The organism is uncultured Psychrobacter sp. (assembly GCF_947500265.1).
GTDB lineage: Bacteria > Pseudomonadota > Gammaproteobacteria > Pseudomonadales > Moraxellaceae > Psychrobacter.
This window is the reverse complement of record NZ_CANMRN010000001.1, coordinates 91,835-117,998: the sequence shown is the minus strand read 5'-3', so window position 1 is coordinate 117,998 and position 26,164 is coordinate 91,835. Positions and strand designations below refer to the sequence as shown.

Annotated in this window: 21 protein-coding genes and 3 tRNA genes; 7 read left to right on the top strand and 17 right to left on the bottom strand. The window is 42.6% G+C overall.

Features of this window, described 5'->3' with window-relative positions; genetic code table 11:
* Nucleotides 1-67: 67 nt before the first annotated feature.
* The 3 genes from Q0788_RS00505 to Q0788_RS00495 form a co-directional block, all read right to left on the bottom strand.
* Nucleotides 68-628, bottom strand: a complete 561-nt coding sequence (locus Q0788_RS00505) for an acyl-CoA thioesterase (RefSeq protein WP_057760906.1) — start codon at nucleotides 626-628, stop codon at nucleotides 68-70.
* 151 nt (nucleotides 629-779) lie between these two features.
* Complete coding sequence (locus Q0788_RS00500; protein ID WP_057760908.1) at nucleotides 780-1,190, bottom strand: DUF2177 family protein; 411 nt, start codon at nucleotides 1,188-1,190, stop codon at nucleotides 780-782.
* Nucleotides 1,191-1,229: 39 nt separating this feature from the next.
* Nucleotides 1,230-2,132 carry a LysR family transcriptional regulator gene (locus Q0788_RS00495; RefSeq protein WP_298807195.1) on the bottom strand — a complete coding sequence of 301 codons (903 nt, stop codon included), beginning with the start codon at nucleotides 2,130-2,132 and terminating at the stop codon, nucleotides 1,230-1,232.
* A 108-nt stretch (nucleotides 2,133-2,240) separates the two neighbouring features.
* Here Q0788_RS00495 and Q0788_RS00490 point away from each other — a divergent pair, with 108 nt between their 5' ends.
* A complete protein-coding gene (locus Q0788_RS00490) occupies nucleotides 2,241-3,413 on the top strand; it encodes an MFS transporter (RefSeq protein ID WP_298807194.1) in 1,173 nt (390 codons plus the stop codon).
* Between the two features lie 116 nt (nucleotides 3,414-3,529).
* Here the strand turns inward: Q0788_RS00490 and Q0788_RS00485 are convergent, their stop codons facing one another.
* The 4 genes from Q0788_RS00485 to Q0788_RS00470 all read right to left on the bottom strand — a co-directional run bounded on the left by Q0788_RS00485 (nucleotide 3,530) and on the right by Q0788_RS00470 (nucleotide 8,761).
* The gene (locus Q0788_RS00485; RefSeq protein WP_298807193.1) at nucleotides 3,530-4,984 is read right to left on the bottom strand and encodes a cyclopropane-fatty-acyl-phospholipid synthase family protein; all 1,455 of its coding nucleotides are present in this window, start codon (nucleotides 4,982-4,984) and stop codon (nucleotides 3,530-3,532) included.
* 146 nt (nucleotides 4,985-5,130) lie between these two features.
* The gene (locus Q0788_RS00480) at nucleotides 5,131-6,141 is read right to left on the bottom strand and encodes a DUF1365 domain-containing protein (RefSeq protein WP_298807192.1); all 1,011 of its coding nucleotides are present in this window, start codon (nucleotides 6,139-6,141) and stop codon (nucleotides 5,131-5,133) included.
* Nucleotides 6,142-6,224: 83 nt separating this feature from the next.
* Nucleotides 6,225-7,961, bottom strand: coding sequence for an NAD(P)/FAD-dependent oxidoreductase (locus tag Q0788_RS00475; protein WP_298807191.1), 1,737 nt, complete (start codon nucleotides 7,959-7,961; stop codon nucleotides 6,225-6,227).
* Nucleotides 7,962-8,023: 62 nt separating this feature from the next.
* On the bottom strand, nucleotides 8,024-8,761 hold the full coding sequence (locus Q0788_RS00470; RefSeq protein ID WP_298807190.1) for an SDR family NAD(P)-dependent oxidoreductase: 738 nt from the start codon (nucleotides 8,759-8,761) through the stop codon (nucleotides 8,024-8,026).
* Nucleotides 8,762-9,312: 551 nt separating this feature from the next.
* Here Q0788_RS00470 and Q0788_RS00465 point away from each other — a divergent pair.
* Together Q0788_RS00465 and Q0788_RS00460 are read left to right on the top strand one after the other, a co-directional pair.
* Complete coding sequence (locus Q0788_RS00465; protein ID WP_298807189.1) at nucleotides 9,313-10,515, top strand: pyridoxal phosphate-dependent aminotransferase; 1,203 nt, start codon at nucleotides 9,313-9,315, stop codon at nucleotides 10,513-10,515.
* Between the two features lie 256 nt (nucleotides 10,516-10,771).
* Nucleotides 10,772-10,847 (top strand) — tRNA-Asn (locus Q0788_RS00460).
* Nucleotides 10,848-11,345: 498 nt separating this feature from the next.
* On the opposite strand, the gene Q0788_RS00455 is transcribed toward Q0788_RS00460, so the two are convergent.
* The 4 genes from Q0788_RS00455 to Q0788_RS00440 form a co-directional block, all read right to left on the bottom strand.
* Nucleotides 11,346-12,656, bottom strand: coding sequence for an arsenic transporter (locus Q0788_RS00455; protein ID WP_298807658.1), 1,311 nt, complete (start codon nucleotides 12,654-12,656; stop codon nucleotides 11,346-11,348).
* 64 nt (nucleotides 12,657-12,720) lie between these two features.
* On the bottom strand, nucleotides 12,721-13,494 hold the full coding sequence (arsH, locus tag Q0788_RS00450; RefSeq protein WP_298807188.1) for an arsenical resistance protein ArsH: 774 nt from the start codon (nucleotides 13,492-13,494) through the stop codon (nucleotides 12,721-12,723).
* Nucleotides 13,481-13,888, bottom strand: coding sequence for an arsenate reductase (glutaredoxin) (arsC, locus tag Q0788_RS00445; protein WP_057760920.1), 408 nt, complete (start codon nucleotides 13,886-13,888; stop codon nucleotides 13,481-13,483). Before arsC ends, arsH begins: the two co-directional genes overlap by 14 nt.
* Nucleotides 13,889-13,932: 44 nt before the next feature.
* Nucleotides 13,933-14,295: a helix-turn-helix transcriptional regulator gene (locus Q0788_RS00440; protein ID WP_201567376.1), complete on the bottom strand. Its 363-nt coding sequence runs from the start codon at nucleotides 14,293-14,295 to the stop codon at nucleotides 13,933-13,935.
* 338 nt (nucleotides 14,296-14,633) lie between these two features.
* On the opposite strand from Q0788_RS00440, the gene Q0788_RS00435 reads away from it, so the two are divergent.
* A complete protein-coding gene (locus tag Q0788_RS00435) occupies nucleotides 14,634-15,983 on the top strand; it encodes an MBL fold metallo-hydrolase (protein ID WP_298807186.1) in 1,350 nt (449 codons plus the stop codon).
* A gap of 355 nt (nucleotides 15,984-16,338) precedes the next feature.
* On the opposite strand, the gene Q0788_RS00430 is transcribed toward Q0788_RS00435, so the two are convergent.
* The 4 genes from Q0788_RS00430 to msrB form a co-directional block, all read right to left on the bottom strand.
* Nucleotides 16,339-16,415 (bottom strand) — tRNA-Asp (locus Q0788_RS00430).
* Between the two features lie 37 nt (nucleotides 16,416-16,452).
* A tRNA-Val gene (locus Q0788_RS00425) sits at nucleotides 16,453-16,528 on the bottom strand.
* Between the two features lie 223 nt (nucleotides 16,529-16,751).
* Nucleotides 16,752-17,237: a glutathione peroxidase gene (locus Q0788_RS00420; RefSeq protein ID WP_298807185.1), complete on the bottom strand. Its 486-nt coding sequence runs from the start codon at nucleotides 17,235-17,237 to the stop codon at nucleotides 16,752-16,754.
* A 137-nt stretch (nucleotides 17,238-17,374) separates the two neighbouring features.
* Nucleotides 17,375-17,800 (bottom strand): peptide-methionine (R)-S-oxide reductase MsrB, encoded by a 426-nt coding sequence (msrB, locus tag Q0788_RS00415; protein WP_057760931.1) that lies wholly within the window; start codon nucleotides 17,798-17,800, stop codon nucleotides 17,375-17,377.
* Between the two features lie 444 nt (nucleotides 17,801-18,244).
* On the opposite strand from msrB, the gene Q0788_RS00410 reads away from it, so the two are divergent.
* Nucleotides 18,245-19,897, top strand: a complete 1,653-nt coding sequence (locus Q0788_RS00410) for an aminotransferase class I/II-fold pyridoxal phosphate-dependent enzyme (RefSeq protein ID WP_298807184.1) — start codon at nucleotides 18,245-18,247, stop codon at nucleotides 19,895-19,897.
* A gap of 116 nt (nucleotides 19,898-20,013) precedes the next feature.
* Here Q0788_RS00410 and Q0788_RS00405 read toward each other — a convergent pair whose 3' ends face one another.
* Both Q0788_RS00405 and Q0788_RS00400 read right to left on the bottom strand, forming a co-directional pair.
* Nucleotides 20,014-21,621, bottom strand: coding sequence for an inorganic phosphate transporter (locus Q0788_RS00405; RefSeq protein ID WP_101206393.1), 1,608 nt, complete (start codon nucleotides 21,619-21,621; stop codon nucleotides 20,014-20,016).
* 572 nt (nucleotides 21,622-22,193) lie between these two features.
* Nucleotides 22,194-23,891, bottom strand: a complete 1,698-nt coding sequence (locus Q0788_RS00400) for an ATPase (protein WP_298807183.1) — start codon at nucleotides 23,889-23,891, stop codon at nucleotides 22,194-22,196.
* Between the two features lie 320 nt (nucleotides 23,892-24,211).
* On the opposite strand from Q0788_RS00400, the gene Q0788_RS00395 reads away from it, so the two are divergent.
* Nucleotides 24,212-24,925 (top strand): hypothetical protein, encoded by a 714-nt coding sequence (locus Q0788_RS00395; RefSeq protein ID WP_298807182.1) that lies wholly within the window; start codon nucleotides 24,212-24,214, stop codon nucleotides 24,923-24,925.
* Between the two features lie 336 nt (nucleotides 24,926-25,261).
* On the top strand, nucleotides 25,262-26,116 hold the full coding sequence (gene ubiE / locus Q0788_RS00390) for a bifunctional demethylmenaquinone methyltransferase/2-methoxy-6-polyprenyl-1,4-benzoquinol methylase UbiE (protein ID WP_298807657.1): 855 nt from the start codon (nucleotides 25,262-25,264) through the stop codon (nucleotides 26,114-26,116).
* Nucleotides 26,117-26,164: the final 48 nt, after the last annotated feature.

The following is a 26,164-nucleotide window of genomic DNA, read 5'->3' as shown; positions in this document are numbered from 1 at the left end:
TATGAATTATTAATTCAATAAAACTAAATAGCTTTAAATAACTTTAGATAGCTTTGAATAACTTAGGCTATTTTTCTACCTCAGCATTTTCTTCGTTCTCGCCAAACTGCTTGTTAATCTCTTCGAAGTCGCAACTAGGACGATGCGAGCTTTCCATACGCAGCTTCTTTCGCTCTTTAGCTGCATCGGCTCGACATTGCTGCATCTTATTTTTGATATCGAGTGGCGGTGCGGAGGTTGGTTTGCCATTGTCATCGATAGCCACCATCGTAAAGTAACAACTGTTGGTATGACGGACGGTACGACCACGTACATCTTCTGCTTCGACGCGGATACCTACTTCCATTGAAGTATTACCAACATAATTGACACTGGCTGCAAAAGTAACCAACTCACCTACATATATCGGCTCACGGAACATCACCTGATCGACAGACAGTGTCACCACATAATTACCACTATAGCGACTGGCACAAGCATAAGCGACCTGATCAAGCATCTTGAGCAAATCCCCACCATGCACATTGCCAATGAAATTCGCCATATCAGGCGTCATCAGTACTGACATGTATAGCTCGTGGTTTAACGGGGCTTTTTTGGCAGTGGAGCTGGTATTGTATTGCGGCATAATATTCCTTAATGGTTTGACACTTATTTATTATGTCTACCATTTATACAGCAGGTCGCCGTATAGCACAAACAGACCTCTGTCATTGGACAGTCTAAATTGTGTAAATCAGGGCTATTTAAACAGCGTTATATAGGCCAAGATATAAGCATTAGCTTAACCAATGAAAGCGATACGCAAGCCATGCCACTATCGCACTCACTGAACCGGTCAAAATACCACCCCATACAAAGTCAACCAACGCTGTATCTAGCGTAAAGCCTTTATACAGTGCCAAATTGGTAAAGTCATATGTCCCGTAAGCCATCAAGCCAATCAGCCCGCCGAGTAAGAAGATATGACCAACGGATGCGCCAGCTTTGATTTGCGGATATAAAACCAAAATACAAAGTGCCAATATATAAAACATATAAAACACGCCAGCGGCCATCATGTTTGGCTCATCAGCCAATAGATGCCCGATACGCGACTCATAAAAGGCGCCTTTCATAGTCGTTAGCCATACAGCATCGACACCCAAAAAGATAACCACAGCAGCGAGATAAATAAAAACGTAACCCATGATATTACCTCTTATAAAATGAATAAAAACGGATAAAATTTATAGTGTTAGTCTTGGTTGGATAAAGTCTAAAAATGCCAGAATGCGTGATGATACGGCGCTGTTTTTGTAATATACCGCCTGTATTGATTCACGGTTATTTGGTCTGACTATCGCTTCAGGCAACACCTCAATGAGCCGTCCAGACTCCAAATCTTCACCAATCATAAAATGTGACAGTAAAGCGATACCCTGATGTTTTAAACATAGCTGGCGTAACGTCTCGCCGCTACTGGCTGTCATGTGGAAATCAAGCATGACAGACTTTGTCAAAGGCCACTTATTCAACTTGGAGGCATCATTAAAACCAATCAATTTATGAGTACTCAAATCATCAACATTCAAATCATCAATATGAGTCACTTCATTATACTGGTGTAAGTATTCAGGACTGGCTACTAGCCGCAGCTTACTGTTACCTAATAGACGTGCATGCAGATTTGAGTCTTTTAAATCGCCAATTCTGATAGCCAGATCCGTTTTGTGCTCAAGCAAATCAATAATACTGTCATGCGAGGTAAGGTCGAGCGTAATGTGTGGATATTGCGCCACAAAATCACCAACTAAAGGCGCCAGTTGATGCAACACAAACGGGCTGGCAGCGTCAATCCGTAGATGCCCGCTCGGCGCTTGTTTTAACAGCTTAATCGCCTCTTCACCGGTATATAACGTATTTAAACTCTCACGCGCATATCTTATAAAGACATGCCCCTCCTCCGTCAGCTCCAAGCGCCGTGTCGTTCTATTTAGCAGCGTGCACTGCAGCGTATCTTCGAGTCTGGACACAGCACGAGATACCTTAGCTACTTGCTGATTCAGTAGGTTGGCAGCGCCAGTAAAGCTGCCCGTGTCTACTACTGTCAAAAATATCTCTATGTCTTCTGTTTTAGCATGTCCCATCATCATGATTACCTTTACAAAATTGACAAAGGTATTTTGTCATTTGTGCTGTTTTTTGCAAACTATAAATCGGTCAAACTACGCGCATCATTTAATTATTAGGATGTCGTTATGCCACTCGCTTTATGGGCGCTTACTCTAAGCGCATTTGCAATTGGGACAACCGAATTTGTCATCGTTGGATTGGTACCAACTATTGCCGCCGATCTGGGCGTTAGCTTACCTTCAGCAGGGTTGCTCGTTAGTCTATATGCCGTCGGTGTCGCTATCGGTGCCCCTATACTTACCGCACTCACTGGCCGCTGGAACCGCAAAATCGTACTGATGAGCCTAATGGGTCTGTTTGTCATCGGCAACTTGCTGGCTTGGCAAGCACCCAGCTATGAAACCTTAATAATTGCCCGTATCCTGACCGGTCTGGCGCATGGTGTGTTTTTCTCTATTGGTTCCATGATTGCTACTAGCCTTGTCAGTAAAGAAAAAGAAGCCAGCGCGATTGCCATTATGTTTACAGGACTTACCGTGGCGCTCGTCACTGGCGTACCCCTTGGTACATGGATTGGACAGCATTTTGGCTGGCGCGCTACGTTTCTAGTCGTGTCAGTACTAGGTTTAATCGCTTTAATCGGTAGCGCCATATTGGTACCAAAAAACCTAAAAAAATCTATCCCTGCAACGTTCAAAGAGCAATTACAAGTCATTGTAAAACCACAACTACTGCTAGTTTATTTAATGACTATTCTTGGCTATGGCGGTACGTTTACGGCGTTTACCTACCTAGCACCTATCTTAGAGCAGCAGACCAAATTTGCGCCATCAGCCATTGGTCTCATCATGCTCGTATATGGCGTGTCCGTTGCAATCGGTAATATCTGGGGCGGAAAACTTGCAGATAAACGCGGCCCTATTAGTGCGCTTAGCATTATATTCAGCGCCTTAAGTGTCATTCTTTTACTGTTCACCTTTACTATGCAGTCCAAGATTGCTGCTGTACTGACTATTTTGGTATGGGGTGCTTTCGCCTTTGGTAATGTACCAGGTCTACAAATCTATGTGGTTAAGCAAGCTGAAAGATATACGCCGAACGCTGTCGATGTCGCTTCTGGATTGAACATTGCTGCATTCAATATCGGTATTGCACTGGGCTCAATCATCGGTGGTAGCGTGGTTGAAAATATGTCGTTGCAGGACACAGCTTGGATCGGTGCTGTCATCTCTTTAATGGCATTAGCGGTCACACGCTATTCAGGTCTGCGTGATAAGCGTGCCCTACAAGCATCGTAGAACTTTTCAATATACAACCTTCCAATGTATAACCTCTCAACATATGGGTCTCAAACTGTTCATGCAGTATGAGACCCTATGAATATTATGAACAAACCATATCTACATCATCAGACTTATACTGACGCGGTGTCTGTTCTATCTTCTTCACTAAAGGCTGTCTCATCGTTCAAAACCGTTTTATGATTTAAGACGGCAGATGGCAGATCAGAAAAATGTAGCGTATCAATGTTGTTAGGCTTCACCGCAGTGACTTGCACCACACCGATCGTACGCTCCAAGAATCCCCCTTCGCAATAGCAAAAGTAAAACTCCCATAGGCGGATAAAGGCATCGTCATAGCCAAGCGCTTGAATCTCTGTACGCTGCGCCATAAACGCAGCACGCCAGTCACGCAGTGTGTAAGCATAATCAAAGCCATAATCATGCAATTGCTTGACGACCATATCGGTCTGCTCAGTGAATTGGGTCGTCAGCTCTTGGTTTGAGAGCAGACAACCACCTGGGAAAATGTGTGTTTGTATAAAATCAACCGAGTCGATATAGTCTTGATAATTTTGATCATTAAAGGTGATAGCCTGCAATACCATAAGACCCGTCGGCTTGAGCAAGCTATTACACTTGGCAAAGAAAGTCGGTAAATACTCATGCCCCACCGCTTCAATCATCTCGATACTGACTAGCTTGTCATATTGACCTGTCAGCTCACGGTAATCTTGTTTGAGGAGTGTGATTTTGTCAGAAAGACCTGCCGCCTCGACTCGTCGCTGCGCTTCATCATACTGAGCATCAGAGATAGTCGTGGTGGTCACATGACAGCCGTAATGCTTGGCCGCAAAGATAGCAAAACCGCCCCACCCTGTACCGATTTCAATCACATTATCATCAGCACTAAGCTGTAAACGTTGGCATATAAGCGACAGTTTGTGCTGCTGAGCATTGCTAAGCGTCACGTCAGGCGTAGGATAGACTGCCGATGAGTACATCATCGTATCGTCCAAAAACCGCTCGTACATGTCATTGCCCAAATCATAATGCGCTAGGATATTGGATTTGGAGCCAGATTTGTCATTGCTACGTAGCTGATGCTTCGCTTTTTCAAATGCTTTACTAATACCAGCAAAACGATTCTCTAGTTTATTGAGTACGGCCAAGTTACGAGCCGCCAAACGAATCAAACCTGTCAGATCATCCGTATCCCACTCACCATCGATATAACTGTCTGCTAGCGCGATAGAGCCGCCAAGTAATAGCTGGCGATAGACAGCGCTATCATGAATCTGTAATGTCACATGTAGCGAATGGCGACCAACCGCCGAGCTACTAGCGTCGTTAGTAGCTACTTTACCAAAACTACTTGTCTTAGGTTCCTGCTCGTCAAATGTTTCAATCAGCGTGAGGCTACCAAACTGAACGTGCTGTAACGCACGAAAGATAAGCTTTCTAGCTAAGTTATTCACACTATTGCTGACTGGCTGTAGTACAGCGCTTTCATTAACTACTTTGCTCACACGAGCAGTTAATTTTTCTAGTTTTGTGACTGGTGCTCGATCGGTCGGTCGTGCTGGCATCGTGTATTTATCCTTGTTTAAATGCTTTGTTTTTTAGTATTACATTGACGAGATTTTTGGATTGTTGATATTTAAAAATTGCTGTAACTATAAGACATCTTTTGCGTTCAATACTGCTAGCTGCTTTTTTTCTGTGTACTTTACTGCTAGCCGCCTTTCTGTTGACTGTCGGCTAGTTTTTCGTCGTAGTTGATATACGGCACCTTTTTAATCGCATAGAGCTTGAACGCATGCCAATAAATACGGGTTAATGATGTTATATTCATCAGAGGGTTTTTTCGTAAGCTATGACGAACGGCATCTTCTGTCATTGGTACTCCTGATATCTTTATACCAGTTTTTAAAACTTCACCGCGCTCATCGCTGATATTGATAGCGATACGCACTTGTAAGCCAGTATTAGGTTGCTTGTCTGTTTTTGTACGTTTTACCGTAACTTGCCAGCGATACAGCTGATCGATAGGGTTAAAAGGTGATACGTGAAAATCCTTGTCATGACAGAATTCAGTATCCTCTCCCTCTAACAAAAACCCATAGTAATGACGCTTGTCCCAAGGCGTATTAGACACTTCAGCCAGCAGATGAGTTGGCGTCTGCTGCGCATCAAATCCTAAGTAAAAGTTGACTGGGCTAAAGTACATGCCCGCATTACGGCAAACAAGTAATCCCAACATATCGCCTTCAGGCGTGCTACCTGCATGTTTTTCAAATGCTCGGCTTAGACGTTTTTCTAGTGCTTGAATAGACTTTACATTATTATCAAATTTTTTAGCATCTCTTAGGCTATTGGTATTCTGTAGGTCAGTATGCTGTAGATAGTCATCAGGACAGAATTGTTGTAGCGCTTTTTTCTTTGCTGAAAATAGAGGCAGACCTTTTGCTAGTAGCTTTTTCGGTAATACTTTACGTAATGGTAATTTTTCTAAAAACTTACTCTCATCAAATGCTACCGTACTAATTTCAGGAAGTTCCTGTCCTTTCGCAAGCGTGCTAATATTGACGCCCCAATAGCGATAAGGGTAAACGAATTTATTCACACTAGGTAGCAGCCGACTGTGCCATGTCGTGCCCTCAAACAGCTGATGCGGCAATGCATTTGTATCATAAGAAGACTCATGACTTGGCGTAGCATTGGTATCTTGAGCAGACGTGGTCATAAATAGCCTCTTGTGTACGGCGTACTTCTTATATGGTGAATCTTTCAAAACACTTAGAATATATAACGGCATTAATCGTTATATTATTTGGTTTTACGGCGACCGAATAAGCCACGTTTCTTATATTGGCTCGTATCAGCAGTTGAACTCTGCAAACGATTAGCATACTCAACCAGTTCCTGATTGGTCGTCGCTGTGGTTACTTCGCGCTTATTTAACCTACGTAATTTGGTATCCGCTTTTATAGGTAAGTCTTTATAACGAAACGGCGTATGCGCGCTATCAGCGTCAGGTAAATGAGCTGGGTCAACCTCGTCTTTTATATCAATATCAAGACCGAGCGCCTGACAGACACGTAGGCCACTTCGCACGCCATCTTCATGAAAGCCATTAAACCAATAAGCCCCGCAGAAATGTGTGTGCGAACCGTTACCCGAGATACTCGACCATTTAGTCTGCGCCTCAATCATCGCAAGATCGAACACTGGATGACTGTAATCGATGCTTTTAACTATCTGTTTATCATCAACGTTTTTGTTGTCTACAGCTGGATTTAATGTGACCAAATAGTTGTGTTTTTTGGTCAAGCGTTGCAGGATATTCATATGATAAGTCAGCACTGGCTTTGCAGGTACCTGTGCGTTTCCAGCCGCCTGCTCATCCTTAGCATTGCCTGAAACTGTTTCATCTATTAAGTAATTCCAGCTTGCCCATGCCAGTTGTTTCTTAGGTAAAACACTGGTATCGGTGTGCAGTACAGCCGTGTTTTTGGTAAAGCGAAAATGACCTAATACTTCAGATTCATCGGTGCTCGCATCCTTTAATATCTTTAGTGCGGTATCTGCATGACAAGCAAATATAACTTCATCGAATACAAGATTTTCGCTACGGTTGTCAGAGTTACCTTTATCCTGCACTGTCAAAGCATTCTGTACCGTCAAAGTCACTTGCTCGCCATCACGAACTACAGACTGTACTGGACTATTGACTCGTATCTTGCCACCCGCTTTGATAAAGCGTGGAATCAGTTTATTGACATATTGTTTTGAGCCACCTTTTATCGTAAACCACTGCGGACGATTGACCACGTCTAGCAACCCGTGGTTGTCAAAGAATTGTGCAAAAAATACCAGTGGGAAATCTTGTACTTCATCTAGACTGGTTGACCAAATAGCCGAGACCATTGGCAGTAGATAGTTATCAGTAAATAGCTGACCGTATTTCTTTTGTGCTAAGTAACCGCCGAGCGTTTGCTCTGCAAAGCTACTGACCTCTTGTCCTTGAGAGCGTGCGCTATCATAATCTTGGCGTAGCTGTTTGATATGCTTGTTAAACTGTAAGATATCTTTGATAAACTGCCAGAACTTCGGATTGAGTACGTTTTTACGCTGTGACAATAAAGTGTTGAGCGTATGACCGTTGTATTCAAAATGACGTGCAGTATTTTTGACAGAAAAGCTCATGTCCGTTGCCTGAAACGGCACCTGCAACTCATGAACCAAACGAAAGAAGTTCGGGTATGTGCGCTCATTAAAGACAATAAATCCTGTATCTATCGCACTACTCTCTACATTACTACTCTTTGCTTTTTTACCGTCTTGTAGTGCCACGTCAATCGTATTTACATGCCCGCCGATATAATCATTGGCTTCAAATACCGTCACATCATGTTGCGTACCTAGATAATGGGCGCATGACAGTCCTGACACACCTGAGCCGATGATAGCAATACGTTTTGGGGTAGTCTGATGGTCAGAATCTTTTGCAGCATCGGTAGCAATCTTTTGGTTACTTGCACGCTTGAAACGAGTAAACGGCATAAAAGCATTCCTTTCTGTATTTTTCTGTCGATATGATGGCTGAGAGTTCTACTGATAGTAGATTATTTTTTATTAAGTTTTTCACTAACTTGCTGCCAGACCAAATCAGGCAACGTGCCCAATGCTTTTAAAGGCATGGTTAGTTTTTTCGGAAATTCAATCACCTCATGCCCACTCTCGATACCGTCGCGTATGGCTTGACTGGCCTGCGCTGGCGTCTGGATAAATGGCATCGGAAAGTCATTCTGTTTGGTCATCGGTGTCTCCACAAAACCAGGCACGACTAAGCTAACTGACACATCATGCGGAGCAAGGCTAATCTGTAAGGTCTTCATTAGATAATGGATAGCAGCTTTTGAGCTACCATAAGCCTCAGCGCGCGAAAAAGGCACATAAGCAGACGCTGAACCGATACCGACCAAGCGACCTTTTGAAGCGATTAGCTTTGGTAACACCCCTTCGATCACATGCGACAACGTACCCATGTTTACCGACATAACTTTCATAAACACACTGCTATCAAAGTTCGGCATATCTAAGTACTCGCACATGCCAGCGCCGCAAATTGCTAGATCGACGTTGTCGATTTTCTCAAAAGCTTCGATGACCTTTTCTCGATCCATTAAGTCTAAATCAATCGTTTCTGCGCCTAACGCTTGAAGTTCAGCCAACGCTTCGTCGTCACGGCCGACTGCATATACATGATGATCTGCTAGCAGATAGTCTTTTGCCAACTGCTTACCAATGCCCGACGTCGCCCCAGTAATGAGTATATGTAATTTTTCAGTAGAATCTGTCATTGTAAATATCCTTTTTGAGTATTCTTATCTTTTTAAGTATTTCCATAATATGGAATTAATGCGCTTAAACTGATTGCTTAATAAAAATTTAGATTTTTGATAACAGCTAGCTATTATCGTTATTCTTAGCAGATATCATTAGGCGCATTTCATTAAGCTATAAGCCATTTTATTTAACAAATCTAAATAATTATAGTGGTCGGCTACAGGTTTATTGTTGTGTCTTCGCAATCATATGGGCTTAAGCTTTATCTCAGCGTGTTATTTGTCATTTTCACAAGGATACTGCTATCACAAGCAACGACACAATATTCTGTTACTAGCGTCATAAGACAGCTCAATATCAGCATGTTACAATGCAAAAACTAGCAATCGCGTCGTTTGCCGAAGCATCATCACCATCATCTATAATCGAATGAGCGCCGTATTACGGTAAGATGATGCTATGTTTTCTTAAACTGTCTGACATCTTGTCCTGATAGCAATGAAAACGTTATATAATTAATATCAGATTTCCACCAACCCCACCCTCATATAAAAAAGGATCTCTCATGAGCGAGTTGCAACTGTCTGACCGCGTCAACAACATCCAACCATCACCTACGCTAGCAATTACCAATAAAGCCAAAGAGCTAAAAGCAGCTGGTAAAGATATTATCGGTTTGGGCGCTGGTGAACCTGATTTTGATACCCCTGAACACATCAAAAAAGCAGCAATCGATGCAATCAATGATGGCTTTACTAAATATACGGCTGTCGATGGTACGCCAGAGTTAAAAACAGCCATCATCGAGAAATTCAAGCGCGACAACGACATCAGCTATGAGCCAAACGAAATCCTAGTATCGGTCGGTGGTAAGCAGTCTTTCTTTAACCTTGCCCAAGCGTTTATCAATCCTGGCGACGAAGTCATCATCCCAGCACCATATTGGGTCAGCTATCCTGACATGGTTATCATCGCAGAAGGTGTGCCAGTCATCGTCAAATGCCCAGCTGAACAAGACTTCAAAATTACTCCTGAGCAGCTAGAAGAAGCGATCACTGACAAGACTAAATTATTGGTATTAAACAGCCCATCTAACCCAACGGGTATGATTTATACGTTAGATGAGCTAAAGGCCATCGCTGAAGTATTGAAAAAACATCCACAAGTTTATGTAGCTTCAGACGATATGTACGAGCACATTCGCTGGACAGGCGATAAGTTCTACAATATCTTGAATGCAGCACCTGAGCTAAAAGATCGTTCCATCATCTTGAACGGTGTGTCTAAAGCGTATGCAATGACAGGCTGGCGTATCGGCTATGCGGGTGGCCCTGCTAAGCTAATCGGCGCTATGAAAAAGGTACAGTCACAATCTACCTCATGCCCAACGTCAATCAGCCAAGTGGCTGCCGAAGTTGCTATCAGTGGTGATCAGAGCGTACTAGAGCCGATGGTAGCCGCCTTTGAGAAACGCTGTGACCTAGTCGTAGATGGTCTAAATGCCATTAAAGGCATTACTTGCTTGCGTCCTGATGGCGCATTTTATGTGTATCCAAATATCGTACCGCTAATCAAAGCGGCTGGCCTGTCGTCATGTACTGAATTCTCAGCATGGTTATTGGACAAAGTTGGCGTGGCAGTCGTACCTGGCGATGCATTCGGTCTTGGCGGCTATATGCGTATCTCGTACGCTACTGATGAAGCAACGTTGAAAGACGCCCTATCACGTATCGAAAAAGCAGTGGCTGATTTAGACGTTGCTGAATAAAACGTAAATAGCAACGAGGCTTACCGCTGTTCATAAAAAAGACGCCCTATACACTCTATAGGGCGTCTTTTTTTGCGAGAGTCTTAAGCATAACTAGGAAAAACACGCTATCTCATCATTAAAATGACGATTTTTACTAATTATGCAAAAAAAGGCTTGACGTATTTTTTAACTTTGCTAGAATACGCCCCACTTAGCAAGAACTCGTTAGAGACTTCTAAGGCTCGTTGTAAGCGATTAGTTACTTACAGCCTATTCTCCAATAGCTCAGTTGGTAGAGCAACGGACTGTTAATCCGTGTGTCCCTGGTTCGAGCCCAGGTTGGAGAGCCACATTTTAGTAGTAAATTTTTTGAGTCAACTTTGATTCAATTATGGCATTTGCCAAAACCCTCATCAATTTGATGAGGGTTTTTTTATGCGTATCATTTAGGGTATGTTGAACATTCAAATATTAGGACTGCTGATCACTAAAATCGCATCAAACTAGGCGTAAACTGACGATAATGTCGAGACCTTAACTAGGCTTGCAACAACGTTTGAGGTTATTTTAGCATTAGCCTTTCAGGGCAGGGCTATTTTTTGCCAATACATGGCGAAATTGTCTAACCTGGAACGACTAGGCGTCAAAAATTTCACTGCGTATTGTCTAAAAAATAGTCACTGCCAGTATCACATTTGAATGTTCAACAGACCCTAATATTATTTATCTATTTTGCCATTTTAATAAACATTAATAACTACTTTATCCCATACTTGATTATGACCATGATATTTAAAAATGAATATCATTGTCACGATCGGATATTACTATAGTAAGTTTTCCATCAGTTAACTTGGCAATAGTGGTAGCCAGAATACCAATGCCAACAGTGTCACTAACAACACAGGCGGAGTGATCAATAGACCAATCTTTATATACTGTCCCCAGCTGATTTTGTAGTCCTTCTCTGCTAATACATGTAGCCATAGTAAAGTAGCCAGACTACCAATCGGCGTAAACTTAGGGCCCAAATCATTACCGATGACATTAGCATAAATCATTAGCTCTCGCGTTGCAGCAGGCACTTGTGCTTGATCAATCGCAAGCGCGCCGACTAAAGTTGCTGGCATATTATTCATAACAGAAGCAACTATGGCGGACAAGAATCCAGTTCCAACGGTAGCAATGACTGCGCCTTGTTGACCCAACCAGTTAAGTACTTGCGCACCATAAGCAGTAAGCCCTGCATTACCCAGACCATATACCACCAAATACATACCGATTGAAAATAGTACGATTTGCCAAGGCGCTTTACGTACTACATCGCTCACAGAGACCACTGCACCGCGACCGCCTTGCCATAAACGGCCAGCGATTGCCATTAGCACAACAGCAGCAATACCTGTGACCAATGAAATAGGCAGCCCCAACGGCTCTGTTGCAAAGTAGGCGACCAGTAGCAAGCCTAATAGTGGAAAAGCAGCTCGGAATACCAATGGATCGGTAATAGCAGACTCTGGAGCGCTTAGTTCGCTAGTCGAGTAATTTTTTGGAATATGACGTGCATAGACAATCCACAACACCAGTAGTGTCGCTAATACAGACACTATATTGACCGGTACCATCACCGCCGCATAACGACCAAAGCCAATATCAAAGTAATTGGCACTAACGATATTGACTAAATTTGAGGTGACTAATGGCAGGCTTGCCGTATCAGCGATAAAACCAGTCGCTATGATAAACGCTAGAGCTGATGGTGGCGAAAAATTCAAACGCAGCAAGATAGCGATGACAATTGGGGTCAATAGTAGTGCAGCACCATCATTGGCAAAAAAGGCAGAAATAAAGGCGCCGAGCACGACAATCATCGGAAACAATAAACGCCCTTGCCCATTACCAAGGCGTGCCACATGTAATGCAGCCCAGCCAAAAAACCCTGCTCGATCTAAAATAAGCGAGATGATAATCAGCGCCACAAAAGTAAAGGTCGCGTCCCAAACAATATCCCAGACGATACCCACATCTGACAGCTGCACGACGCCAAGCGCTAACGCGACTAAGGCACCACCCATGGCGCTCCAGCCGATGCCCAATCCTTTAGGTTGCCAGATAACTAAAACTAAAGTGACCACAAAAATAGCAAATGCAAGCATTATACGACCTTACTTAAGCTGATCTTATTCAGCCGATTTAATATAGGGAATTAGATCGATTAGGGGGTTAGATCGATTTTTGATTGACGCGGCTCGATAGTTCTTCAGCACTCTCAACGCGTTCTGAATAACGATCAGTAAGATAATCTGAACGTCCGCGTGTGAGCCAAGTAAACTTCACTAGCTCTTCACAGACATCAACAAGACGCAGATATAACGGAGACATATCCATGCGATTGTCGTCGTTGAACTCTAAGAACGCTTTGGGTATCGAAGATTGATTAGGGATAGTAATCATCCGCATCCAGCGCCCAAGAATACGCATTTGATTGACTGTATTAAAGCTCTGACTACCGCCGCTGACTTGCATCAGTGCTAGGGTTTTACCTTGAGTTGGACGTACGCCACCTAGGGACAGCGGTATCCAGTCGATTTGCGCTTTCATAATACTGGTGATACTGCCGTGACGCTCTGGACTCACCCACAGCATGCCTTCTGACCACTGCGCCAGCTCCCTCAATTCTTGCACTTTGGGATGATCTGAGTCTGCATCGTCAGGCAATGGCATACCAGATGGATCAAACATTTTTACTTCACAACCATACCAACGTAGCAATCGGCTAGACTCTTCAGCGGCCAATCTAGAAAACGAGCGCGCACGGACAGAACCGTATAGCACTAGTATCTTCGGCGGATGACGTGAGTCATTTGGCGCAACCAAAGACTCAATGTCGATAGGCTGAAGATTATCTATATCAATATTGGGCAAATCGTCTAAGCTAAATTCTGGCGAAACAGTAGGATCAACTGCTAATGTTTGGTCAACCTCAGTGTTTGTCATGAGTAACAACCTCGCCGTCTTCTTTTGTGAAGCTACTTACTGGATTAGCTAGCAATTCAAACACACGTTCTGAAGGACGACATAGAGCAGCGCCTTTATCAGTCACCACGATAGGACGGTTGATTAAAATAGGATGCGCAATCATAGCATCGATAATTTGATCATCAGACAACTCAGGATTATCTAGACCAAGCTCATCATTGATAGCTTCTTTGCTTCTTAATAGCTCTCTAGGCGAAATCTGCATTTGTGCCAACAGCTCCACTAAACGGTCGCGCGTTGGTGTATTTTTCAGGTATTCCACCACTTCTGGCTCTTCACCTGATGCTTTAATAATGGCAAGCGTGTTACGAGAGGTTCCGCATTTAGGATTATGAAAGATTAATGGCTTCATAGTGTTTACACCTATTTTATGTATTTATCGAAATGATAATTGGTTTAATCGTTACCTTGCTCAACAGACTCATTTACTCTGCACCCACTCAGGCTATCCATGAGTGACGCACACAATTCTGGATGTCCCGCACAGCAATCTTGCAACAGGAACTGAATGACGTTTTCCATATGTGATAGCGAAGCACGATAGATAATCTGTCGGCTATAACGCTGTGAAACTACCCACCCTGCCCGTGCTAGCACCGATAGGTGGGCTGACATTGTGTTATGAGGTACAGAGAGCTGACGGGCTATTTCGCCCGCAGGTAGGCCTTCAGGCTCATGGCTGACAAGCAGCTTAAAAGCTTTTAAACGAGTATCTTGAGAGAGCGCAGCAAAGCTTGCGATAGCATTAGTTATTTCCATATGTCCAATAATACAGACATATTAAAATAATTCAATGTTTTACAGATATTTTTATTCTAAAAAAGATATATCTGTGTGATTAAACTATATATATCAACGAGTAAAAGCGATTAATTAAATAGTAAAAACAATGATCACTTCACCTTCTCAACCTAAAACCCTCTACATTTGGCCTTATGTAAATAACAAATTTAATATATGTTATTGTATATTGATGAAACTTATAAGTTCATGCTAGATTGTATACAAGTTTATGCCACAGTAAGACTAGATTTGACTGACAGCTCTAGCAGCATAGAGCCAATAAACCTGATTAAAATAACAATAAGGAAATGACCATGCTACTAGAGAAAATTAAGACACCTGGACTTTCGCACCTATCTTACTTGGTAGGCTCTGGCGGTCAAGCAGCGGTAATTGACCCACGTCGTGACTGCGCGATATATGTAGAAAAGGCGCGCGCAGCAGGGCTTGAGATTACTCATATTTTTGAGACACATCGTAATGAAGATTTGGTCTCTGGCGCACCTATCTTGGCCGCAATGACAGGGGCAACAGTTTTACATGGCCCTAATCCAGAACGACCTGTTGTCTACGCTGAGACCGCACGTAATGGTGATTGCTTTTCAATTGGCCAATTAGAAATCCGTGTCTTAGAAACGCCTGGCCATACCGATGATCATCTTGCTTATGCGCTGTTTGACACGGCGTACCCTGACAAGGCGGTTGGCGTTTTTACTGGCGATGCGCTTTTTGTAGGTGATGTCGGTCGTACTGACTTTTATCCTGAGCGTCGCAGAGAAGTCGCAGGTTTACTTTATGACTCATTACAAGACATTTTAGCGCTTGGGGATCAGGCGATTATTTATCCAGCTCATGGTGCAGGCTCAGTCTGTGGTTCAGGCATGGCGGAGCGAGAGTTTTCTACCGTCGGTCACGAAAGAATGAACAATCCACGCTTACAGATTACCGATCGTGAGGCATTTATTGACTTCAAGACTAGCGAAAACCATTATCAGCCGCCCTACTTCAGATTAATGGAGCGCCTTAATATGGAAGGTGGTGAAGCGCCTCCAGTGGTTATGCGTCCGCGTAACCTTTCGCTCAAGCAATTGCATGACTGCGATGCTGATCATCTCATCGATATTCGTGAACCCATGGCATATGCGTCAGGACACCTGCCCGGTTCTATGAGCTTACCTGTCAACATGCTACCTGCGTTTGCTGGATGGTTTATCGAGGAAGGACAAAGCTTGGCCCTGATTGCCTCTAATGAAGAGCAACTTGCGACTGCGATGGAGCATCTGGTACGTATTGCTTTTGATAATATTGTCGGTGGCTATGTAGGTGTCGTCCCTGCCGCTGCCAAAAGGGAACAGATGCAGCAAACCCCTATGGTCGATACAACCGAGGTAGAGAGTCGTCTTAATAATGCTCAGAACTGGACATTGCTCGATGTACGCGATATCGATGAGAGGAATACCAATGCGATAGAAGGCTCACAGCATATCTATGTTGGTCACCTGAACGAGCGTTGGCATGAGCTTGACCAAAGTCGCCACTATACCTTGATGTGTGCCAGTGGTGCTCGGGCAACAATAGCAGCAGGATGGCTTGCTAGTCGAGGTTTTGAGCACATTGATATCTATCTAGGGTCGATGGGCGCATGGCAAGCAACGCATGAGTAAGTCTTTACCCGTAGCTAAAATCTACAACTATCTAAAACGCGTCATAGATTCTGGATAATGCGTTTTAAGCAAAGGCATATTAAAGTGCTATACCTAAAATAAATACGACGACCCTTTTTTTACTCAGTATAAGACTGATATAAAAGAAGGGTCGTCGTTTTAGCTGACTTCTAAGTGATATGACTTAAGTACATATAAATCATAGTTCTAGATTCTAAATCTTACTGTACTTCCTTATATAACTTATCACTCATAAAATATAGATACATAAAAAACAGACACAAAAAAACCTCAAACAATCTAATGCTTGAGGCGAAACTTGCTTAAACTTAACCGTTTAAATTCGTTTTAAATATGGCGCAGCGGACGGGACTCGAACCCGCGACCCCCGGCGTGACAGGCCGGTATTCTAACCAACTGAACTACCGCTGCTTAGGTCTCTTAGCTTGTTTAGCCACTTGCTAAGAAGTGGTGGGTGATGACGGATTCGAACCGCCGACATTCTGCGTGTAAGGCAGACGCTCTACCAACTGAGCTAATCACCCGCGAACAATTGCTAGGCAATTTATTCAACATCAACTGAGCTCTTAAGTTTGTCACTAAGCTCCGTTGCTGTGGGTGTGTATTATATAGATTTACAGTTGGGTGTCAAACAGTATTTACCACTTTTTTAGATATTTTTTCGATTTTTATTAGAATACCCAGCAAGCATTTGTTTTTATTGATTTTATATTTTCACACAAAACCAATATTTTTTAGGTTTAATGCTTACTTATTGGCCAGTGCTTGCTCGATATCATTTTTGATGGCTTCTGGCTTAGTCGTTGGTGCATAGCGGTCAATTACCTGGCCTTTGCTATCGACTAGGAACTTGGTGAAATTCCACTTGATACCATCTGTTAGCACGCCACCCTTTTGTTCTTTGAGCCATTCATAGATAGGATGAGCATCTGCGCCATTGACATCAGTCTTTGCCATCATCGGAAAGCTGACACCATAGTTTTTTTGGCAAAACGCACCAATCTCGTCATTGCTACCTGGGTCTTGGCTACCAAATTGATTACAAGGAAAACCGACGACCACTAGTCCTTGATCTTTATACTGTTGATATAGTGATTCTAAGCCTTCAAACTGCGGCGTAAATCCACATTTGCTTGCAGTATTGACGATTAATAATACTTTATCTTGGTAATCTAAAAACGCTTGCGAGCTACCATCCATGCGCTCAGCCGTAAAATCGTAAATTGTACTCATCATTTATCCTTAAATTGAGGTTTTTATTGTTTTGGGTGTCTATGCATTATTTCTTTTTCTATCATACACATAATAAAACTATTGAAAAGGAAGCACCGTGCACTTCCCTTTCACGTTTCTAATACTATTTAGGCTACTTACTTCTCAGACTTATCTAAATCGATAGATACTGAGTTAATGCAATAGCGCATACCTGTTGTCTCAGTAGGACCATCAGGGAATACATGGCCTAAATGTGCGCCGCAGTTGCTACAAGTGACTTCGGTACGAGTCATACCTAGCGAGTTATCGACGTGCTCTTCAATCGCGCTGTTATCGATACCTTGATCAAAACTTGGCCAGCCACAGCTCGCATCAAATTTATTGCTTGAGTCAAATAAGCTTGCACCGCAGCCTTTACAGCGGTAAACGCCATCATCAGTCGCATCATTGTATACACCTGTAAATGGACGCTCGGTGCCCTTCTCACGCATAATATGATACTCATCAGCGGTCAAACGCTCTTTCCAGTCAGCTTCAGTCAATTGGCTGATCTCTTCTTTGCTTAGTTGGTTGTCTTGCATAATTTATCCTTATTCGAGTATTTATTATCTAATCTCGGTAACTATTTTATCGCCATATGATTATGAGAACGACGTGCTCTATCTGTTGGTTATCGACGCACTATTCAAGGCATATATAAGAAAAGTACTCTCTATGTTGTGAGATAGACAGCATGATTGAAGCGATTAATTGAGTTAAATATAGCAAATTAATTTTAGATAATGATGGGTAAAGATGTAACTTTAATACCTATACATTTTATAGTCTATATAAGAGATTTATAGCCACATAGATATAAACCAAATGTTAATTGCAAGATATACTTGCAAAATCTAATAGAGCTGATTGTAAAATCATTTGCAAATTAACTATTAATGCAATAATATCTTGCATTAGTGTTTAACTAACATATTTAATATATCTCTACACTGAATATTTACTGATTAACAAAGGCTCAAATAACAATGTCTAACGACAATAGTAAAAGTACGCAAGCGGAACGACTGGTACAGTTGCGCCGTGACAAAGGATTTACTGCTGAGCAGCTAGCACAAGCCATGACAGCCGCTGGTGCAAAAGTGAGCCGTGGTGCTATATCAAACTGGGAGCGTGGTACCAACGGTATTGTCTCATCCAAGCTGCCTACGCTCGCACGTATTTTGGGTTGTAGTGAAGGATATCTGTTGCGCGGCGACCTCAATAACGAGGCTATTGATATAGACGAGTCAACATCATCTGTAGAGCACAGTGAATATCAAGAGCTAGATACGAATTTACACACCCAGTCAGATATTAAAGCAACTGACGCTCAATCAACAAAACCTTTTGCTGCTCCTAAAGGCTCAAAAACCAATTCGACAACCAATCCGAAAAACGGTCATGCTATGAACACTATAAAAAAATCTGATAAATTACAAAACGTTTGCTATGACATTCGTGGCCCTCTATTGCAGACTGCCAATAAGATGGAGGCAGAAGGCAAACGCATATTGAAACTAAACGTGGGTAATCCAGCGCCTTTTGGTTTAGAAGCCCCACATGAGATTTTGCGTGATGTCGCTATGAACTTATCTGAGGCGACTGGCTATTCAGACTCGCAGGGGATTTTCTCAGCGCGCAAAGCCATTTTGCAATATTACCAATCAAAGGGATTGCTGTCGGCCGTTGACGTACGTGACGTATATTTGGGCAATGGGGTTTCTGAGCTTATTGTCATGACTATGCAGGCGTTGATGAATGATGGCGATGAAGTCCTGATTCCAATGCCAGACTACCCGCTTTGGACAGCAGCAGCCAACCTCGCTGGCGGTACTGCTGTGCACTATCGCTGCAATGAAGAAGATAACTGGCACCCTGATATTGAAGACATCAAGTCTAAAATTACAAGCAAAACGAAAGGTATCGTGGTCATTAACCCAAATAACCCGACAGGTTCACTTTATAGTGATGAGTTATTAAAGCAAATCATCGAAGTCGCTAAAGAGCATGATTTGATCATCATGGCCGATGAAATTTATGATCGTATTCTCTATGATGATAATGTACATACCCCGATGAGCACCCTAACTGACGACGTGCTGGTGCTCTCTTACAATGGCTTGTCAAAGTCACATCGTATTGCAGGCTTTCGCTCAGGTTGGATGATGGTATCAGGCCGCAAGCAGCATGCAGCTGACTTTATTGAAGGCTTAGATATGCTCGCATCTATGCGCCTTTGCTCTAACGTGCAAGGACAATATGCTATTCAAACCGCGATGGGTGGGCATCAGAGCATGCAAGACCTGACCTCTGAAAAAGGTCGCCTATATAAGCAACGTGAAATGGCAGTCTCACGTCTTAATGCTATCAAAGGTATTTCTTGTACCATGCCTCAAGGCGCGTTTTATTGCTTTCCAAAAATGGATCCAGAGGTTTACCCTATCACCGATGATATGGATTTTATGATGGACTTGCTAGTTGAAGAAAACGTATTGATGGTTCAAGGTACTGGGTTTAACTGGGACAGACCCGACCATTTCCGTCTGGTGTTCTTACCTAACTTGCTTGACCTAGAAAATGCGATGGATAGATTGGACAGATTTTTTGCCAAAAAACGTAAGCAATTTGGTACCGAGTAAATCGTTATATATCATTAAAAAAACGCTTATCGGCATGATGCTGATAAGCGTTTTTTATTACGTTGAACCTAGTTATTCAAACTCAATTATAATAATTCACTAATAAAAACAGCGCATTAAAAAATGTTGCTCAATACAAGATAACTGATAGCTGACATAGTAGCCGCTGCAGGCAGCGTCACAATCCAAGCCAAGCCAATCGGCTTCATAAGCTTCCAGTTAGTATCTCTGTTGACGATACCGATACCCAGTACCGCACCTACTAGCGTATGAGTACTCGATACAGGCAGACCCATCGTCGATGCACCCATCACAACAGCTGCTGCAGCTAACTCAGCTGAGAAACCTGAAGCTGGATGCATTTTCGCTAGATTGGTACCAACGGTTTGAATCACTTCTTTACCAATGAACCAAAGACCAACGATTAGTGCCACACCAAAAGTCAGCATGACAGCAGGTGGTACCGCAGCTTCAGTAGCGATACTATTAGTACGAATCACATCCATGATGGCGGCAAAAGGACCAACCGCGTTGGCGATATCGTTTGAACCATGACTAAAGGCAAAAGCTGACGCGGTAAAGACCTGCATCCAGCTAAACATAATGAACGTCGCTTTGGTCAAATCTTCTTTATGCTTACCGCGGATACTCTTGGTATAGATATAGGTCGCTAACCATACTAGTGCCGCTATCATACCCATAATCAAGAAGCCCTGTAGTGTGGTCAGGCCGCTATTAACATTTTTAAGACCTTTAAAGACGACTAGAGAAGTCATCACCGCACCACCTGCGGCAGCAATGATAGGTACCCATTGCTTAAGTGCTTTTAGAGTATCAAGGCTACTACGCTCATTCTCAATATCATAAAGCTTTTTATAATAATCAGTTTCTAAATCTTCAACGATACAATCATCATCTTTATAGATTTCCTGATCGCGTAACATCGCTGACGTATATGCCAATTGCTCAGACTCTGTCAAACCATCCAAAAACTCTTTATGGTTTTGCTTTAAGACTTTTTTATTGCCTTTTAGCGTCGCAATATAGGCTTCGGTTTTATCGTTATATTCAATGATGTTTTTCTTGATTTGTCCATATAAAAGATAAGACAACACGCCACCTAATAGCGGTGACAGCACCCAAGAAATAGCGATAGTTCCAACTGTTCCCCAGTCTACCGTTGATAGCGCCATGTCCGTACCACCTAACGTGATACCTAACACAATGGAGCTACCAATCACACCGCCAATAATGGAGTGAGTGGTCGAAACAGGCAGACCTTTTTTGGTCGCAAATAACAGCCAAAATGCTGCTGCAACCAATGCGGAGAGCATGACATAAATGAACTGATTGGGCGTCACTGATAGACCATCTAGATCAACGATGCCGCTTCGAATCGTATCAGTCACCTCCCCGCCTGCAAGGACTGCCCCCGATACTTCAAATATCGCGGCAATACCCAATGCTTGCGGGATAGTCAACGTCCCTGCACCCACCGAAGTACCAAAGGAGTTGGCGACATCGTTACCACCGATATTGAATGCCATAAAGACACCAAAAGCGGTCGCCACGATGAATAGCGTCGTTTGCTGACGCATGGTGTAATCTAAACCCCACCACAAAAAGTAGGAAGTCATCGCAATCAGTAAAATGGCAAAAAATAGATTTATTCTCATAGAGCCAACTGGCTTGACTGACTCTGTAGAACTGCTGCTAATACCCATACGTTAGTACGTCCTGCGTAAGCTGATTAAAATTATATAAGGTTGATAATATTGCGCTGCTACTCACAGTACTTTTTACGGCATCTAATGAAGTAGCATATATAAAATATACAACATGCGATTAGAAGGTCTTAAACCGACTATTATAACGGCAAAGAAAAACACATCCTTCAACATGTCACAAAGCCGCAAGTGATATTGCCAAATCGTCTGATTACAGCATCTTGCGGCTTATATATTTCTTAGCGATATTTGTAGTACTACTAACAGCTATTGTAACAATTTTTGTCGTAATTATTAAGTTATCTATACTAAATAACCAAAACACGTTGTTTGCTAAATTAAAATTATTATTTAGCAGGAGCTGTTTTGCGCTCTATTATATTAAATATGAGCACATAATGCATGATGATATTGCGAGATTTGTAACTGTGAGTGTATACGGACAAGACCACACTCTGTAAAAGACAGGATAACTCGAATATGTTTCGAGCTATCCTACTTAGGAAATACTTGAAAAATACAGCTATATAAACCTATAAGAGCCCTTAAAACTCATTCATTCTTAACAACTACTTGCTTTCAGTAAATGCAGACAACTGCTCAATAGCATGATCTAACACATCTAAACGCGCTTGACGTTTTTCATTGGTCGCAATAACACACCATGGCGCTGTCGTTGTATCTGTGCGTGCCAGCATATCTGCTGCAGATTGCACGTAGTCTGACCATTTATCACGGTTACGCCAGTCATCATCCGTTAGTTTAAATTGCTTATGCGGTGTTTCTTGACGATCTTCAAACCGTTTAAGCTGCTCTTTTTTATCAATCGCTAGCCAATATTTGATAACCAACGTTCCTGCTGCTGCCAAGTCTGCCTCAAAACGATTAATTTCATCATATGCTCGTTGCCATTCATCAGTAGACGCAAACCCTTCGATGCGCTCAACCAATACGCGCCCATACCATGTACGATCAAAAATAGCGATACGGCTGATACGGTTCGTTTGCTCGTTAGGCAATCTCGTCCAGAATCGCCACAAGTAAGGATGCTGAGTCTCATACAACATCGGTGCGCCAATATTATAGATTTGATACTCGCGGGGATCTAGCGGGGCAACCAACCTTTTGATTGCACCGCCCTTGCCAGCAGCGTCCATTCCTTCAAAGGCAAATACAACATGCCGACCTTGGCGTGCACGTAGCAATTCAGCGAGCCTTGCTTGCTTCTCCGCCAATGCCTCACGATAGTCGGACTTACTGATTTTTTTATCTTTAATAGACGTCAGCTGCTTAGGTATCGACACAGGCTCAAACTGTTTTTGTTTAATATCTGAGTTAAGTTCCAATGTCTCGGACTGGGAACGGTTTTCTGATGTTTCCTTGTCGTTGTCATTATCATTGCTATCTGCCTGACTACTCGCCAGCGCGGTTTGCATAGCATGTAGCACCAAGTGACAAAAGTTATCAGCGGCCTCTAACTTATCGTCACCATCAATGATGACCCAATCATCCTGTTGACGCAGCAAGGTCGCAGCCACCTCATTAAACTTCTCGATGACTCGTTTGTTATTCCAGTCAATTTGATACAAAAACTGCGGATCTGCTTCATCATCCTTTAAGCGACTGTGTAACGTTTCAATATCAACATGGAACCAACATTTTAATAATTTGGTTTGATTGGCAATGAGATCCTTTTCAAATGCTTTTAGTGTATTTAACTGCTGCTGTAGATAGTCTTGCCACTGAGCGATAGGAAGCGAATTTTTACCTTTTTGACCTTTATCATTTGACAATACTTCAAGGTTCTCACTATCTGATGTCGCTAGTCGCATGACGTTATATAATAAATCAGCATACCAGTTGCCGAAATATACCATGACGTCACCATGACGCGGCATGGCGCTAGTATGCGCTTGCCAAATGGGTTGATAGTTCAATGGCGAATGACCAATAGTGGCCTCAACTTTAAGCAGCCTTGGATCTACCCATTGCCGTAACTGTTTAACGGCAGTACCTTTACCCGCTTGCTCCATTCCATTAACTAGTACTAATAGACCTGTTGGCTTATTGAGGGTCGGCGGCGTTTGCTGGCGAGTGGCTTTTAAAGCATACTGAGCTGTTACCAATGCCAGTCTAAGCGAATCCTCATCCAGTGAAAACTGACTCAAAGGATTGGGCTTTAGACGCTGCTCCACAACTTGCTCACTAAATTGTGTACTTACCGCTTGTGGTGCTTTTGGTTCAGTAGTATCATTTTTTTTAGACATGATTACACTCGCTATTATTGTTATTGGGCGGCTTTACTAATGAATGACTTATGGGATAGCTCTCAATAAGATAACTCTTAATATTTCTATCTCATCAATCATTTTTATCTCATTTAATCATAGCACTGCGCCAGTCGAGTAAATAATATTGCTGTGTAACAGATTGGTATTTGTATTCTTAATTATTTTCTTTTAAGGTGAACACAATTTTGGGTATAGGATAGAACAGTTGTTGAAAATCTTATAACCCTGAACCACCATATTTAAAACAACCATACTTAAGTTTGATCACCCTATTTACTTATACAGGATTCACTGCCATGACCGCTTTAGCTGATTTACAACAGCATTTGACACGTTTTTGGGCGATGCCTCATCACCAAAATGATATATTGAAAGCCAAGCTTAATGAAGTACAAACATGGCAACAAGTACGTATTCGTCACACTCATCGCGAGCTGTTTGAACAGCCAAAAAACCAGTTAATGGCAGATTACTTTTTAACAAAACTATATGGTGGCGATGAGTTCGAGATGCTAGCCAAACAATTGGCACGTATCCTGCCAAAAGCGAAAAAGTTAGAACGTCTTGCCAAAGAATCAGCTCTAGAAGCTGGTAGTATGGGCATCCAAGCAGCAATTTTAGCTATTGAGTTAGATTTGCATTTGGCTCAGTGGTTACTTGCTCAGGATTTGCCAGTAAACGAAGAGAATATGCTAGCCGCCTACCGCGCTGTTGATGAAGAAGCCGAGCGCCGAGTGCAAATTGCCAATTTAAAAGACGTCTGTTATCGCACGGACAAACATCTAAATTCGTTTATGCTCAAAAAAGCCTTTGCATTGGCAAAAGGTGCTGCCTATCGTCATAACTTTCAACCACTTTATGACTTTATTGATGCAGGCTTTAAGGCCATGAAGCCCCTGAAAAGCGTCAGCGATTTTATCGAGCCATTCTGCAAGCGCGAACTGTCAATCGTTGATCAGGTGCATGATTCGGATAATGGCAGTAAGCCAGTAGCGTTTGGTGTATCATAAGCTCAATATGCTAAATGGCCAGTTGACGCTTACTATTTAACGATTTTCTCCGATAAAGACAATCATAAAAATAAATTCTAGGACAATATGATGACTAATAATTCAAAAGATAGCAGCGCTCATTCTAATCAAGCCACAACGACCAATGGTCATTTGCAAGACAAACTGGTCAAAGATAGTATTGCTCACAATCAGCAGATTAGCGCGCAGATATTACGCAATCAAACAACTAATGTCGTGCCGAGCAAGAATAATAGCTTCGCCAATGACGACAATAGCGACTTTACTAAAGTTCAAGATTTACCAACTGGAAAGCCGCAAGGCCAACAAACCACTATGCCAAACAACGACAAAACGACTCGCACAAATACTTCAGAGCAAACCATGAAACAAACACTATTCAATCAGCGTGATGATATCAATAATCCGCACACGCCTGAAACAGATGGTAATGAGCAGACGCATTTTGGCTATAAGACAGTCAATAAAGCTGAAAAACAAGCACGTGTGGCTGACGTATTTACCTCAGTTGCCAAAAAATACGACATCATGAATGACTTGATGTCATTCGGTATTCATCGTCTGTGGAAGCGCTATGCGATTAGCCTATCAGGCGTGCGCGCTGGTCAACATGTCCTTGATATCGCGGGTGGCACGGGTGATTTAGCCAAAGTATTTAGCCGTGAAGTTGGTAGAAATGGCCACGTGGTACTATCTGATATCAATGCTGCGATGCTAGAAGTAGGCCGTGAGCGCCTGATTAATGCTGGTTGTAATAACGTTGACTTTGTATTAGCAAACGCTGAGACATTAGCACCATTTGATGACGAAAGCTTTGATTTGGTAACCATTAGCTTTGGTTTGCGTAACGTCACAGACAAAGATGCCGCGCTCAAATCTATGTATCGCGTCCTAAAGCCAGGTGGTCGTCTATTGATTTTAGAATTCTCCAAGCCAGTATTTGAGCCACTATCTAAAGCTTATGACTTGTATTCATTTACCGCGTTGCCAGTGATGGGTAAACTGATTGCTAATGACGCTGAAAGTTATCAGTACTTGGCTGAGTCAATTCGTATGCATCCTGATCAGCAGACACTTAAGCAGATGATGCAACAAGCTGGTTTTGAGAACTGTGATTATCATAACTTGACTGCTGGTATCGTGGCTGTCCATCGCGGCTTTAAAGCGTAACGACAGAGCAAGATTGGCAAGACCATTACGTTTAACAGGCCATATTGA